We start from the raw sequence: 14,431 nt of genomic DNA on the forward strand, positions 1-14,431 counted from the left end.
CGTGGTAGTATAGCCAGCCTAATCCATACCACTCAAGGCACGATCATGGCAAAAACAGCGGCAGCGATGCATATCCTTGTTAAAGAAGAGAAACTGGCTCTGGATCTTCTGGAGCAGATCAAAAACGGCGGCGATTTCGAGAAGCTGGCGAAGAAACACTCTACCTGCCCGTCAGGCAAAAAGGGCGGTCACCTGGGTGAATTCCGTCAGGGTCAGATGGTGCCGGCCTTCGATAAAGTGGTGTTCTCCTGCCCGGTGCTGGAGCCAACCGGCCCGCTGCATACCCAGTTCGGTTACCACATTATCAAAGTGCTGTACCGCAACTAATAAAAAAGCCCGGTGGCGCTAACGCTTACCGGGCCTACATCTCTTTGCCGCTTTTTTATTAACCGGCTACCGCAATACGCTTCATATCGGTCATGTAGCCGCGCAGCTTCTGGCCCACTTTCTCAATCTCGTGGCTGCGGATCGCTTCGTTCACGTCACGCAGCTGGGCGTTGTCTACCGCCGTGCCCTCTACCGCTTTGCCCAGATCGCCCGCCTGAATTTCGGTCATGAACGCTTTCAGCAGCGGTACACAGGCGTAGGAGAAGAGGTAGTTGCCGTACTCTGCAGTATCGGAGATCACCACATTCATCTCATACAGACGCTTACGCGCGATGGTGTTGGCGATCAGCGGCAGCTCATGCAGTGATTCGTAGTAGGCGGACTCTTCGATGATGCCGGAATCGACCATGGTTTCGAATGCCAGCTCAACGCCCGCTTTCACCATGGCGATCATCAGTACGCCTTTGTCGAAGTACTCCTGCTCGCTGATTTTGCCGTCAAACTGCGGCGCGGTCTCAAACGCGGTTTTGCCGGTCTCTTCGCGCCAGGTCAGCAGGTTCTTATCGTCGTTGGCCCAGTCGGCCATCATGCCGGAGGAGAACTCACCGGAGATGATGTCATCCATATGCTTCTGGAACAGCGGAGCCATGATCTCTTTCAGCTGCTCGGAGAGCGCATAGGCACGCAGCTTCGCCGGATTAGAGAGACGGTCCATCATCAGGGTAATACCGCCCTGCTTCAGCGCTTCGGTGATGGTTTCCCAGCCGAACTGGATCAGTTTTTCCGCATACGCCGGGTCGGTACCCTCTTCCACCAGCTTGTCGAAGCACAGCAGAGAACCGGCCTGTAACATACCACAGAGGATAGTCTGCTCGCCCATCAGGTCAGATTTCACTTCAGCAACGAAGGAGGACTCCAACACGCCCGCACGGTGGCCGCCGGTGGCCGCAGCCCAGGCTTTAGCGATCGCCATGCCTTCGCCTTTCGGATCGTTCTCCGGGTGTACGGCGATCAGCGTTGGCACGCCAAAACCACGCTTGTACTCTTCACGCACTTCGGTGCCCGGACATTTCGGGGCGACCATCACCACGGTGATATCTTTACGGATCTGCTCGCCTACTTCCACGATGTTGAAGCCGTGGGAGTAGCCCAGCGCTGCGCCATCTTTCATCAGCGGCTGTACGGTGCGCACCACGTCAGAGTGCTGCTTGTCCGGCGTCAGGTTAACCACCAGATCCGCCTGCGGGATCAGCTCTTCATAGGTGCCCACTTTAAAACCATTTTCGGTGGCTTTACGCCAGGATGCACGCTTCTCAGCAATCGCCTCTTTACGCAGCGCGTAGGCGATATCCAGACCGGAGTCACGCATGTTCAGGCCCTGGTTCAGACCCTGCGCGCCACAGCCGACGATAACCACTTTTTTACCCTGCAGGTAGCTCGCGCCATCGGCGAACTCGTCGCGTCCCATAAAGCGACATTTACCCAGCTGGGCCAGCTGCTGGCGCAGGTTCAGTGTATTAAAGTAGTTAGCCATGGTGATACCTCGTGATGTTGTGTCGTGCTTATTGTTCGATTCGCCTGCCGTGTCATAACAAGCGAGAATGAACCCACTATATGACAGGAAATGCGTTGCTTAAATTGATATATTCACAATATGACATTGCACTTTCTGCAACGTAAACACAGGGGCTTTGCATATGGATCTGCGCGATCTAAAAATCTTTCTCCACCTGGCGGAGAGCCGCCACTTTGGCCGCAGCGCACGGGCGATGCACGTTAGCCCGTCGACGCTGTCGCGTCAGATCCAGCGGCTGGAGGAGGATATCGGCCAGCCGCTGTTTGTGCGAGACAACCGCACCGTCACCCTGACCGAGGCGGGTGACGAACTGCGTACCTTCGCTCAGCAGACCCTGCTCCAGTACCAGCAGCTGCGCCACACCATTGATCAGAAGGGCCCTTCGCTCTCCGGCGAGCTGCGCCTGTTCTGCTCGGTAACGGCGGCCTACAGCCATCTGCCACCGATCCTTGACCGGTTCCGCGCCGAACACCCCTCCGTCGAAATCAAACTCACCACCGGCGACGCCGCCGATGCGGTAGAGCGCGTGGTCACCGGCGAAGCGGATCTGGCCATTGCTGGCAAGCCAGAGGCACTGCCCGGCGCGGTAGCCTTTTCGATGCTGGAGAATCTGGCGGTCGTGCTGATTGCCCCGGCGCTGCCCTGCCCGGTACGCAGCCAAATCTCGGTGCCGGAGCCTGACTGGTCAACGGTGCCCTTTATCATGGCCGACCAGGGGCCGGTAAGAAAACGCATTGAGCTGTGGTTCCGCCGGCAGAAGATCAGCAATCCATCGATCTACGCCACCGTCGGCGGTCATGAGGCGATGGTCTCAATGGTCGCCCTCGGCTGCGGCGTCGCGCTGATCCCAGAGGTGGTGCTGGAAAACAGCCCCGAACCGGTGCGCAACCGCGTGATGATTTTAGAGCGCAGCGATGAGAAAACGCCGTTTGAACTTGGCGTCTGCACACAAAAAAAACGGCTGCATGAGCCGCTTATTAGCGCCTTCTGGGAGATTGTTCTGGAGCGTAAATCCGTCGAGTAGCGCCAGCGTCGGGCCTAAAGTCAGTGGTAGATTCAGTATTGACGCTCCTTTTCTGTATAATGGCGCGTGCCATAATAGATGTGGGGGGCTTGTTAACCATCACGTTAAGCAGGCCAGAACAGACGGTGTCATTGCGCACTTGACAGCGAAACTACAAACTTAATTAGCCATCATTATGATAATCAAACCAAAAATTCGTGGATTCATCTGTACAACGACCCATCCGACTGGCTGTAAAGTCAATGTGGAAAAACAGATCGATTATGTGAAGAAAAACGGGAAAATTGCTAACGGCCCTTCCCGTGTGCTGGTGATCGGTGCTTCTACCGGTTACGGCCTGGCCTCCAGAATTTCCGCCGCTTTTGGCAGCGGTGCCGCCACTATCGGCGTATTTTTCGAAAAGCCGGGCACAGAAAACAAACCTGGCTCCGCGGGCTGGTATAACTCTGCAGCCTTCGATGAGGCCGCAAAACGTGAAGGCCTCTATTCCAAAAGCATCAACGGCGATGCGTTCTCCGACGAGTGTCGCGAAGAAGTCATCAAGCTGATTAAAGAAGACCTGGGTCAGATTGATTTAGTCGTTTACTCGCTGGCATCCCCAGTGCGTAAAATGCCGAAAACTGGGGAAGTCGTCCGTTCTGCGCTGAAGCCAATCGGTGAGGTTTACACCTCTAAAGCGATTGATACCAACAAAGATCAGATCATAACCGCCAGCATTGAGCCAGCAACCGAAGAAGAAGTTCAGAATACCGTCACCGTGATGGGCGGCGAAGATTGGGAGCTGTGGATGGGTGCGCTGAGTGAAGCTGGCGTGCTGGCTGACGGCGTGAAAACCATTGCCTACTCCTACATCGGTACCGACCTGACCTGGCCTATCTACTGGCACGGCGCGCTGGGCAAAGCGAAAGAAGACCTCGATCGTGCGGCAGGCGCACTGCGTAATCAGCTGGCTCCGCTAAACGGTTCCGCTAACGTTGCCGTACTGAAATCAGTTATCACGCAGGCCTCTTCTGCTATTCCGGTCATGCCGCTGTACATCTCCATGGTGTTCAAGCTGATGAAAGAGAAGGGCATTCACGAAGGTTGCATCGAGCAGATCAACCGTCTGATGACCACCAGCCTGTACGGCGATAGCATGGCGCTTGATGACAACCAGCGTATCCGTATGGATGACTGGGAACTGCGTGAAGATATTCAGCAGGCATGTCGCGATCTGTGGCCGCTGATCACCACCGAAAACCTGGCGCAAGAAACTGACTATGCGGGATATAAGCAGGAATTCCTCAACCTGTTCGGTTTTGGCCTCGACGAGGTGGATTATGATGCGGATGTAAATCCCGAAGTCGAATTCGACGTCATCACGCTGTAATCTGCTGATACAGTAGCAAAAAGGGTTCATGTTTTTACATGGACCCTTTTTTAATGGCTGCCGCTAACCCGCCAAAAAGAAGCGGAACGCCGGGTTATCGCTCTCGTTATGACAGTAATAGCCCAGCTCGCTTAGGCGGGTTTCGAAATCCGGCTCGTGCTCGCCCAGCTCAAAGGCGGCCAGCACCCGGCCATAGTCCGTGCCGTGGCTGCGGTAGTGGAACAGGGAGATGTTCCAGTGGGTGCCCAAGGTGTGCAGGAACTTCAGCAGCGCGCCGGGAGACTCCGGGAACTCAAAGCTGTAGAGACGTTCCTTAAGCGGCTTCGACGGACGGCCGCCTACCATGTAACGCACGTGCAGCTTGGCCATCTCATCGTCGGAGAGATCGACCACGCTGTAGCCGCCCTCGCTGAGTAGAGTGAGGATCTCTTTACGCTCCTCCAGCCCGCGACTCAGGCGCACGCCGACAAAGATGCAGGCGTCGTGGGCATCGGCAAAGCGGTAGTTGAATTCGGTCACCGAACGGCCGCCCAGCAGCTGGCAAAACTTCAGGAAGCTGCCCTTCTCTTCGGGAATAGTCACCGCCAGCAGCGCTTCACGCTGTTCGCCCAGCTCGCAGCGTTCGGAAACGTAGCGCAGGCCGTGGAAGTTGACGTTCGCGCCGGAGAGCACGTGCGCCAGCCGCTCGCCGCGAATGTTATGCTGGGCAATGTACTTCTTCATGCCCGCCAGCGCCAGTGCGCCGGAGGGTTCCGCCACCGCCCGCACATCTTCGAACAGATCCTTCATGGCGGCGCAGATCGCGTCGCTGTCGACGGTAATGATATCGTCGAGATACTCCCGGCAGACGCGGAAGGTCTCGTCGCCGATGCGTTTAACCGCCACCCCTTCGGCAAAGAGCCCAACCCGAGGCAAGTCCACCGGTTGCCCGGCGTCCAGCGCCGCCTTCAGGCAGGCAGAGTCTTCCGCCTCGACGGCAATGACTTTAATCTGCGGCATCAGCTGTTTGATGAGCACCGCCACGCCCGCCGCCAGGCCGCCACCGCCAACCGGCACAAAGACGCGGTCGATATGGGCGTCCTGCTGGAGCAGTTCCAGCGCCAGCGTACCCTGTCCGGCAATAACCATCGGGTGATCGAATGGCGGCACCCAGGTAAAGCCTTGCTGCTGGGCCAGCTCGATAGCCTTCGCTTTTGCCTCGTCGAAGTTAGCCCCGTAGAGCAGCACTTCGCCGCCAAAGTTGCGTACCGCATCGACTTTAATATCGGCGGTGGCGACCGGCATCACGATCAGCGCTTTCACCCCAAGACGCGCGGCAGAAAATGCAACGCCCTGGGCGTGGTTGCCCGCCGAGGCGGTAATTACCCCCCGCGCCTTCTGCTCGTCGGTGAGCCCGGCCATCATGGCGTAGGCACCGCGTAGCTTGAAGCTGTGCACCGGCTGACGATCTTCGCGCTTCACCAGGATGACGTTATCCAGCCGCGACGAAAGCTTTTCCATCTTTTGCAGCGGCGTTACCTGCACCGCTTCATAGACGGGCGCGCGGAGCACCGCCCGCAGGTACTCCGCCCCCTCGGGGGCGGCGGACAAGGGTTGGGATTCGGCCACGGTTAGCCTCCCAGTTTCGATTTATCGCGTACCGCGCCTTTGTCTGCGCTGGTCGCCAGGGTGGCATAGGCGCGCAGCGCGAAGGAGACCTGACGCTCACGCGCTTTTGGCGTCCACGCTGCCGCACCACGTGCGTCCTGCGCTTCCCGGCGTGCGGCCAGCTCCTGATCGCTTACCTGCAGCTGAATGCCGCGGTTTGGAATATCGATAGCAATCATATCGCCATCTTCAATCAGCGCGATGTTGCCGCCGCTGGCGGCTTCCGGCGAGACGTGGCCGATAGAGAGGCCAGAGGTACCGCCAGAGAAGCGCCCGTCGGTGACCAGCGCGCAGGCTTTGCCGAGGCCCATGGATTTCAGGAAGGTGGTTGGGTAGAGCATCTCCTGCATTCCCGGCCCGCCTTTTGGCCCTTCGTAGCGGATCACCACTACGTCGCCCGCCACAACTTTACCGCCGAGAATGGCTTCTACCGCATCGTCCTGGCTTTCGTATACTTTCGCCGGACCGGTAAATTTCAGGATGCTGTCGTCCACACCAGCGGTTTTAACGATGCAGCCGTTTTCGGCAAAGTTACCGTACAGCACCGCCAGACCACCGTCTTTGCTATAGGCGTGCTCCAGGGAGCGGATACAGCCTTCAGCGCGATCGTCATCCAGCGTGTCCCAGCGGCAATCCTGCGAAAACGCCTGGGTGGTACGAATGCCTGCCGGACCCGCGCGGAACATCTTTTTCACCGCCTCGTCCTGGGTCAGCATCACGTCATACTGCTCCAGCGTCTGCGGCAGCGTCAGACCAAGAATATTTTTCACTTCACGATTCAACAGCCCGGCGCGATCCAGTTCGCCCAGGATCCCGAGAACGCCACCGGCACGGTGCACGTCTTCCATATGGTACTTCTGGGTACTTGGTGCAACCTTACAGAGCTGCGGCACCTTGCGGGAGAGCTGATCGATGTCGGTCATGGTGAAATCAATTTCCGCTTCCTGGGCCGCGGCCAGCAGGTGCAGAACGGTGTTAGTGGAACCGCCCATGGCGATATCCAGCGTCATGGCGTTTTCAAACGCGGCTTTGCTGGCGATGTTGCGCGGCAGCGCGCTCTCATCGTCCTGCTCGTAATAACGTTTGGTGAGCTCAACAATACGTGACCCGGCATTGAGGAACAGCTGCTTACGATCGGCGTGGGTCGCCAGCAGTGAGCCGTTGCCCGGCTGTGACAGGCCCAGCGCTTCGGTCAGGCAGTTCATGGAGTTGGCCGTGAACATGCCCGAGCAGGAGCCGCAGGTCGGACAGGCGGAACGTTCAACCTGCTCGCTCTGCTCGTCGGATACTTTCGGATCTGCGCCCTGGATCATGGCATCGACCAGGTCGAGCTTGATGATCTTGTCAGACAGCTTGGTTTTTCCGGCCTCCATCGGGCCGCCGGAGACAAAAATAACTGGAATGTTCAGGCGCAGTGAGGCCATCAACATCCCCGGGGTGATCTTGTCGCAGTTGGAGATACAGACCATGGCGTCCGCGCAGTGGGCGTTGACCATGTACTCCACCGAGTCGGCGATCAGTTCGCGAGATGGCAGTGAATAGAGCATGCCTCCGTGGCCCATCGCGATGCCGTCATCGACCGCAATGGTATTGAACTCTTTCGCCACGCCGCCTGCGGCTTCAATTTGCTCGGCAACCAGCTTGCCCAGATCGCGCAGATGCACGTGGCCCGGCACAAACTGAGTAAATGAGTTCACCACGGCGATAATCGGCTTGCCGAAGTCGGCGTCGGTCATCCCGGTTGCGCGCCACAGCGCGCGGGCACCTGCCATGTTACGGCCGTGGGTGGTGGTAGCGGAACGGTACTTAGGCATGCTTTACTCCCAACTCTATTTAATAAATGGGACGGTGCGTGCCGTCCCATATTTATGCTTATTGGTTAACCTGATCCAACCAGCCGTACTTATCTTCTGTTTCGCCGGTGAACAGGCCGAAGAACGCTTGCTGGATGCGCTTGGTGACCGGGCCACAGCGGCCTTCGCCAACTTGGATACCGTCTACGCTGCGCACCGGGGTGATCTCGGCGGCGGTACCTGACATGAATACTTCATCGGCCAGGTAGAGGGATTCGCGGGAGAGCACCTGCTCACGCACTTCGATACCCAGATCTTTCGCCAGCTTGATGATCGCGTCGCGGGTGATGCCCGGCAGCGCCGAAGAGGTGAACGGCGGCGTGAACAGAATGCCATCTTTCACTTCAAACAGGTTTTCACCAGCGCCTTCGGAGATGTAGCCGTTAACGTCCAGCGCGATCCCTTCCTGATAGCCGTGGCGGCGCGCTTCGCTGCCCACCAGCAGGGAGGAGAGGTAGTTACCGCCCGCTTTCGCCGCGGTCGGGATGGTGTTTGGCGCAACGCGGTTCCAGGAGGAGACCATCGCATCAATACCCTGATCCAGCGCTTCCGCGCCCAGGTATGCGCCCCATGGGAATGCGGCGATGATCACATCGGTACCGTACCCATCCGGCGGGTTCACGCCCATACCGACGTCACCCACGAACACCAGCGGACGAATATAGGCGCTGGTCAGGTTGTTTTTGCGGATCACCGCCCGGCAGGCTTCCATCAGTTCATCAACGCTTTGTGAAACCGGGAAACGATAGATTTTTGCTGAATCACGCAGACGCTGCATGTGTTCGCGATGGCGGAACACCACTGGCCCTTTGTGCGAGTCGTAGCAGCGGATGCCTTCAAATACAGAGGTACCGTAGTGCAACGCATGGGACATCACGTGTACTTTCGCTTCGCCCCATGGAACCATCTCGCCATTGAACCAAATGTAATCAGCTTTCTTCGTCGTCATTTTTCTTCCTTTTGCGCTCAGGCGCGGATTTGTTGTGTTGGGGTTGAACGTTGTTGGATCTCGACGCGCGCCACGTCGACCAGTTTGCTCAACTGGCTAAACAGTAATTCGACAGAGCGCGGGCTGGCAACGGTCAATTCAATATTTATGCTCTGCGCATCGGTGGCTGTCTCCATATTCATGGCGCAAATCTGAAAGCCACGGTGGCGAACCACGCGTAAAACACGCTCTAACGTTTCCGGATTGAAGCGGGCCTGAACGGCGACCTGATGTTGCATCATGATAATTTCTCCAGCATTTGTGCGTTGCTTGCACCGGGTGGTACCAGGGGCCAGACGTTCTCAAGCTCATCGATTGAGACATGAAGCAGGTAAGGCCCTTCGCTTGCGAGCATGGCGTCAAGTGCCGCTTCAACCTGGTCTTTACGGGTGATGTGCTGGCCGGGGATGCCGAAGGCGCGGGCCAGCATGAGGAAATCGGGGTTATCGGTCAGGGTGGTTTCGCTATAGCGCTCCTGGAAGAAGAGCTGCTGCCACTGGCGAACCATGCCTAAGCGTTGGTTATCCAGCAGAACGATCTTCAGCGGCAGCTGCTTTCGCTTCACGGTGCCCAGCTCCTGCACGTTCATCATGAAGGAGCCGTCACCGGAGATACAGATCACGGTATCGTCCGGGCGTGCTACCTGCGCTCCAACGGCGGCTGGCAGGCCAAAGCCCATCGTGCCTAAGCCGCTGGAGGTGATAAAGTTTTCCGGGCGGCTGTAGGTCATATGCTGTGCGGACCACATCTGATGCTGGCCAACATCGGTGGTGACAACGCTATCCTGCGGCTTGCGGTCGGAGAGCTGTTTTAATAGCAGCGGCGCGTAGATCGCGTCGCCCGGGTGATCGTAACGCCACTCATATTCTCGGCGCATCTCCGTGGCGTGCTGACGCCAGGCATCAACCGCTAACGGCTGCTGCAGCGCGGGCAACAGCGCATTGAGATCGCCCTGCAGCGCTACATGAGCCTGGCGCAGCTTGTTCATCTCTGCCGGGTCGATATCCAGATGGATCACGCTGGCGTGCGGCGCAAAGGTGTTCAGCTTGCCGGTAACTCGGTCATCGAAGCGTGCGCCTACGGCGATAAGCAGATCGCACTCCTGTACCGCCAGGTTGGCGGCTTTGGTGCCGTGCATCCCCAGCATGCCCAGGTAGTATGGGTAATCGGCCTCAACCGCTCCCAGTCCTTTCAGCGTACAGGTGGCCGGGATCTGCGTCGCGGCAATAAATTCCCGCAGTGCCGGAACGGCCTGCGCCATACCCACGCCGCCGCCGACGTACAGCATCGGCTTCTGCGCCCGGGCCAGCATTTGGCGGGCTTCAGCAACGTTGGCATGGGGGAAGGCGTCCTCATCTACAACGGTGGAGAAATGCGGCTCCAGCTCACCCACGGCAACCTGGATATCTTTCGGGATATCAACCAGCACCGGACCTGGACGGCCTGAGTTTGCCACCTGGAACGCTTCCGCCATCACGCGCGGCAGCTCCTCCAGCGACTGCACCAAAAAGCTATGCTTGGTGCAGGCCAGCGACAAACCAAGGACGTCCACTTCCTGAAATGCGTCGGTACCCATAAACGGCGAGGCAACCTGGCCGGTGATGGCCACAACGGGAACGGAATCGAGCAGGGCATCGGCGAGGCCGGTGATCAGGTTGGTTGCACCGGGACCCGACGTAGCGATGCAGACGCCGGTTTTCCCGGTAGAGCGGGCGTAGCCGATGGCCGCCATGGCTGCTCCCTGCTCGTGGCGACACAGCAGATGTTCCACGCCGCCGTCATACAACGCATCGTAAACCGGCATAATTGCGCCGCCTGGGTAACCGAAGACCGTTTCGACCCCCTGCGCCCGCAATGCATGTACTACCCATTGTGCCCCATTCATAGTCAGTTCCCCGTTGTAAATCGTGAGAAACAGAATTTTGTGCTACAACCCATTCTTTGCTCCTCGCTGTTGTTTTAAGGCCATAAAAAAACCCCCGGACCTTTCGGTGCGGGGGTCTTAGTTCGTTAAGGCTTGTTTTTTAAGCCTTTCCTCGTCCAAGTGCAGCCCCGCACGGTGGGATAATAATCACCACCACGCTAATCACGACCAGGCTAATCACTCGTAGAAGGGCTGTCATTTTCTGTACTTTCTGGCTTCTTGTTCGAAGGAATACCTAAAGAGTTATCACAGTTTTTGCTAACGACACAAGATTTTTTTATAAGTTTTTTATTGGAGCGACAGCAGGTATTCATAAAACGTATTGTTTTATATAAGAAAAAGTTTAAGTGAAAATAATTCACCTGCGAACGATTTTTCGCGACTGCGCGCCTGCTTCCAGGGTTAAGCATGCGTTGCATCTCTGACACAGATAGCGCTGAACCCAGGCCGTAAAAACGCAGATGCGTAGCTGTCGGTGAAAAACCGCAGCGGCATAATCCTGCAGTCACAGGAGGAGCTATGTCACTGTCGGTTATCTATACACGTGCGGCGTTGGGCGTCACCGCACCGCTTATTACGGTTGAGGTGCATATCAGCGCCGGGCTTCCCGGTCTTACCATCGTTGGGCTGCCGGAAACCACGGTCAAGGAGGCCCGCGATCGGGTGCGCAGTGCCATCATCAACAGCGGCTATACGTTCCCAGCAAAGAAGATCACCATTAACCTTGCTCCTGCCGATCTCCCCAAGGAGGGAGGACGCTATGACTTACCTATCGCTATTGCGCTTCTGGCAGCCTCTGAGCAGCTCAGCGCGTCTCACTTAAGTCGGTATGAGTTTGTTGGCGAACTCGCGCTTACAGGCGCGCTCCGTGGCGTTCCCGGGGCGATCCCCAGCGCGCAGGAGGCCACACGCGTCGGCAGACAAATTATCGTTGCTAGCGATAACGAAGCTGAGGTCGGACTCATCGAAGCCGCCCGCTGCCTGATCGCAGGACATCTGCAGGAGGTATGTGCCTTTCTCGAAGGGAAACATCAGCTTCGGGAGGCCGTGCCCGATCTCGACGCTATTCCTGTTGCTGAAAACGATATCAGCGACGTAATAGGCCAGGAGCAGGGTAAACGAGCGCTGGAGATCACCGCTGCGGGCGGGCATAACCTGCTACTGATTGGCCCACCCGGCACGGGTAAGACCATGCTGGCCAGCCGCCTGAACGGCCTTTTGCCGCCTCTAAATAACCGTGAGGCGCTGGAGAGCGCGGCGATTGTCAGCCTGATCAATACCGCCATGCTAAAAAAACAGTGGCGGCGCAGACCCTTCCGCTCGCCGCATCACAGTGCATCTCTGACCGCCATGGTAGGCGGGGGATCGATTCCCGGGCCTGGCGAGATTTCGCTGGCGCATAACGGCATCTTGTTTCTGGATGAGCTACCAGAGTTTGAACGGCGCGTGCTTGATGCTCTGCGTGAACCGATTGAGTCCGGACAGATTCATATTTCCCGAACTCGGGCCAAGGTGACCTACCCCGCCCGTTTTCAGCTGATAGCCGCGATGAATCCCAGCCCTACCGGCCACTATCAGGGGAACCATAATCGCGCGACGCCAGAGCAGACGCTGCGTTACCTGAGCAAGCTCTCCGGGCCGTTTCTCGATCGCTTCGATCTCTCTTTAGAGATCCCGCTTCCCCCACCGGGCCTGCTGCGCCAGACGGACAACCGCAGCGAGACCAGCGAGGCAGTACGCGCCCGTGTGCTTGCTGCACAGGCGATCCAGTACCAACGGCAGCAGACGCTCAACGCCCGGCTTGAAAGCGCCGCTATACGCGATTACTGTCGGCTGCTGCCCGAAGATGCCGACTGGCTTGAAGAGACGCTTGCCCAGCTTGGGTTATCGATACGCGCCTGGCAGCGCCTGCTTAAGGTGGCACGGACCATTGCCGATCTGGAAGAGAGTGAGACGATACGTAGGGAACATCTTCAGGAGGCGCTGGGCTATCGCGCTATTGACCGCCTGCTCATTCACCTGCAGAAAATGATGGGATAAAAAAACAGGGGCCGTAGCCCCTGCATTTTAATCGTCGGATTCGGTGTAATCTTCCGCACCTTCCATCTGCGGCTTACCGCCGGAGAGGGTATGGAAGCGTTTCGGACGCTTAATGCGCGTCATGTACTTACTCCAGACGCGTTCCGCTTCAGTGACGGGCTCGCGTTGACCACGGCAGACGGCGACAAACAGCTCTTCTTCTTCGGTCACTGGCTCACGCTTGCCGAGATCGAGTTCGTTGAAAGCATAACCGTGCCGCTCCAGCAGCTGCGCCTCTTTGATGGTGAAATCACCATGACGAGAGAACCCGCGCGGGTAGTATTTGTTGTCGAAAAAACGATTAGTCGTCGTAAAGCTTTCCGCCATCCCACACACTCCTAATTCTTTGGCCGAGCTATTTATGGCGCGGAGTATTAGTTACGCTTGACAGAGTGTAAAACAAAACATTTAAATCATAACGACAAATAATTTTGCGGAGAAAGCTGTGGATACGGAATTGCTAAAAACTTTCCTGGAAGTAAGCAGGACTCGTCACTTTGGACGCGCTGCAGAAGCGCTCTATCTGACACAATCAGCGGTCAGTTTTCGTATTCGCCAGCTTGAGAACCAGCTTGGGGTAAACCTGTTCACCCGCCACCGTAATAATATTCGTCTTACGGTAGCGGGTGAGAAACTTCTGCCTTACGCAGAAACGCTAATGAATACATGGCAGGCCGCCCGTAAAGAGGTGGCACACAGTTCGCAGCACAATGAGTTCTCTATTGGTGCCAGCGCCTCGCTGTGGGAGTGTATGCTGAACGGCTGGTTGGGTCGGCTCTATCAGACACATAAGAGCTTACAATTTGAGGCCCGTATCGCACAGCGGCAATCGCTGGTAAAACAGCTGCATGAGCGGCAGCTGGATCTGCTGATTACCACTGAAGCCCCTAAAATGGATGAGTTCAGTAGCCAACTGCTAGGACACTTTGCGCTTGCGCTCTACTGTAGCGAACCGTCGCGCCTGAAATCGACCCTGAACTACCTGCGGCTCGAATGGGGCCCTGATTTTCAACAGCATGAGTCTGGCCTTATTGCCAGCGATGAGATCCCGTTGTTAACGACCAGCTCCGCTGAGATTGCTCGCCAACAGCTAGTATCACTGGAAGGCTGCACGTGGCTACCGGTCAACTGGGCTAAGGACAAGCCCGATCTGCATATGGTGGCAGATACGCTGACGCTTTCACGCCCGCTTTACGCTATCTGGCTGCAAAACAGCGACAAACAGAGCCAGATTAAAGATCTTTTAAAAACCAGTGTGATGGAATAATTCAAGGATACGGTGCAGGGACGCATCGTAGAGATGAGTTTGACAAGATAAGAGGATGAGTAGGGAGGAAACCCTAAATTGCAGGCAAAAAAAATCCTTTGCCTAAGCAAAGGATCCTAATATGGCAGGGGCGGAGAGACTCGAACTCGCGACACCCGGTTTTGGAGACCGGTGCTCTACCAACTGAGCTACGCCCCTAAATTTTCTTACTATTAAGCCTGCTATAACTGAGCAGGCTTAATTTTATAATAAGTGGCGGAACGGACGGGACTCGAACCCGCGACCCCCTGCGTGACAGGCAGGTATTCTAACCGACTGAACTACCGCTCCACCGAATTTCTTTGTCACTACCCGGATATTTTATCCCGGTTAACTGC

General features: G+C 56.9%; 14 protein-coding genes and 2 tRNA genes. 5 read left to right on the plus strand and 11 right to left on the minus strand.

What is annotated here, in order from left to right:
• The first annotated feature begins 45 nt into the window (after window positions 1–45).
• On the plus strand, window positions 46–327 hold the full coding sequence (gene ppiC / locus EV102420_RS18560; protein ID WP_024555327.1) for a peptidylprolyl isomerase PpiC: 282 nt from the start codon (window positions 46–48) through the stop codon (window positions 325–327).
• A gap of 58 nt (window positions 328–385) precedes the next feature.
• Here ppiC and ilvC read toward each other — a convergent pair whose 3' ends face one another.
• Window positions 386–1,861 carry a ketol-acid reductoisomerase gene (gene ilvC / locus EV102420_RS18565; RefSeq protein WP_042395010.1) on the minus strand — a complete coding sequence of 492 codons (1,476 nt, stop codon included), beginning with the start codon at window positions 1,859–1,861 and terminating at the stop codon, window positions 386–388.
• Window positions 1,862–2,024: 163 nt separating this feature from the next.
• Here ilvC and ilvY point away from each other — a divergent pair, with 163 nt between their 5' ends.
• Window positions 2,025–2,927 carry an HTH-type transcriptional activator IlvY gene (gene ilvY / locus EV102420_RS18570; RefSeq protein ID WP_042395013.1) on the plus strand — a complete coding sequence of 301 codons (903 nt, stop codon included), beginning with the start codon at window positions 2,025–2,027 and terminating at the stop codon, window positions 2,925–2,927.
• A gap of 175 nt (window positions 2,928–3,102) precedes the next feature.
• On the plus strand, window positions 3,103–4,296 hold the full coding sequence (gene fabV / locus EV102420_RS18575) for an enoyl-ACP reductase FabV (protein WP_042395015.1): 1,194 nt from the start codon (window positions 3,103–3,105) through the stop codon (window positions 4,294–4,296).
• Window positions 4,297–4,359: 63 nt separating this feature from the next.
• On the opposite strand, the gene ilvA is transcribed toward fabV, so the two are convergent.
• From ilvA to ilvL, 7 genes are all read right to left on the minus strand, one after another.
• Window positions 4,360–5,904, minus strand: coding sequence for a threonine ammonia-lyase, biosynthetic (gene ilvA / locus EV102420_RS18580; protein ID WP_042395018.1), 1,545 nt, complete (start codon window positions 5,902–5,904; stop codon window positions 4,360–4,362).
• Between the two features lie 2 nt (window positions 5,905–5,906).
• Entirely contained in the window at window positions 5,907–7,757 is a 1,851-nt protein-coding gene (gene ilvD / locus EV102420_RS18585; RefSeq protein ID WP_042395021.1) for a dihydroxy-acid dehydratase, read from the minus strand.
• A gap of 58 nt (window positions 7,758–7,815) precedes the next feature.
• A complete protein-coding gene (locus EV102420_RS18590; RefSeq protein ID WP_042395023.1) occupies window positions 7,816–8,745 on the minus strand; it encodes a branched-chain amino acid transaminase in 930 nt (309 codons plus the stop codon).
• A 17-nt stretch (window positions 8,746–8,762) separates the two neighbouring features.
• Window positions 8,763–9,026, minus strand: a complete 264-nt coding sequence (ilvM, locus tag EV102420_RS18595) for an acetolactate synthase 2 small subunit (protein WP_042395027.1) — start codon at window positions 9,024–9,026, stop codon at window positions 8,763–8,765.
• Entirely contained in the window at window positions 9,023–10,669 is a 1,647-nt protein-coding gene (ilvG, locus tag EV102420_RS18600; protein ID WP_042395029.1) for an acetolactate synthase 2 catalytic subunit, read from the minus strand. Before ilvG ends, ilvM begins: the two co-directional genes overlap by 4 nt.
• A 2-nt stretch (window positions 10,670–10,671) precedes the next feature.
• Window positions 10,672–10,722 carry a peptide IlvX gene (gene ilvX / locus EV102420_RS22660; protein ID WP_217996441.1) on the minus strand — a complete coding sequence of 17 codons (51 nt, stop codon included), beginning with the start codon at window positions 10,720–10,722 and terminating at the stop codon, window positions 10,672–10,674.
• An 86-nt stretch (window positions 10,723–10,808) separates the two neighbouring features.
• Window positions 10,809–10,907 carry an ilv operon leader peptide gene (ilvL, locus tag EV102420_RS21660; protein WP_001311244.1) on the minus strand — a complete coding sequence of 33 codons (99 nt, stop codon included), beginning with the start codon at window positions 10,905–10,907 and terminating at the stop codon, window positions 10,809–10,811.
• Between the two features lie 320 nt (window positions 10,908–11,227).
• Between ilvL and EV102420_RS18605 the strand changes: the two genes are divergently transcribed.
• On the plus strand, window positions 11,228–12,748 hold the full coding sequence (locus EV102420_RS18605) for a YifB family Mg chelatase-like AAA ATPase (protein WP_042395032.1): 1,521 nt from the start codon (window positions 11,228–11,230) through the stop codon (window positions 12,746–12,748).
• Window positions 12,749–12,775: 27 nt separating this feature from the next.
• On the opposite strand, the gene maoP is transcribed toward EV102420_RS18605, so the two are convergent.
• Window positions 12,776–13,114 (minus strand): macrodomain Ori organization protein MaoP, encoded by a 339-nt coding sequence (gene maoP / locus EV102420_RS18610; protein ID WP_042395035.1) that lies wholly within the window; start codon window positions 13,112–13,114, stop codon window positions 12,776–12,778.
• 88 nt (window positions 13,115–13,202) lie between these two features.
• Between maoP and hdfR the strand changes: the two genes are divergently transcribed.
• On the plus strand, window positions 13,203–14,054 hold the full coding sequence (gene hdfR, locus EV102420_RS18615; protein ID WP_370678344.1) for an HTH-type transcriptional regulator HdfR: 852 nt from the start codon (window positions 13,203–13,205) through the stop codon (window positions 14,052–14,054).
• 122 nt (window positions 14,055–14,176) lie between these two features.
• Here hdfR and EV102420_RS18620 read toward each other — a convergent pair.
• A tRNA-Trp gene (locus tag EV102420_RS18620) sits at window positions 14,177–14,252 on the minus strand.
• Between the two features lie 55 nt (window positions 14,253–14,307).
• A tRNA-Asp gene (locus EV102420_RS18625) sits at window positions 14,308–14,384 on the minus strand.
• Window positions 14,385–14,431 lie beyond the last annotated feature (47 nt).

The organism is Pseudescherichia vulneris NBRC 102420, assembly GCF_000759795.1.
GTDB classification, from domain to species: Bacteria; Pseudomonadota; Gammaproteobacteria; order Enterobacterales; family Enterobacteriaceae; genus Pseudescherichia; species Pseudescherichia vulneris.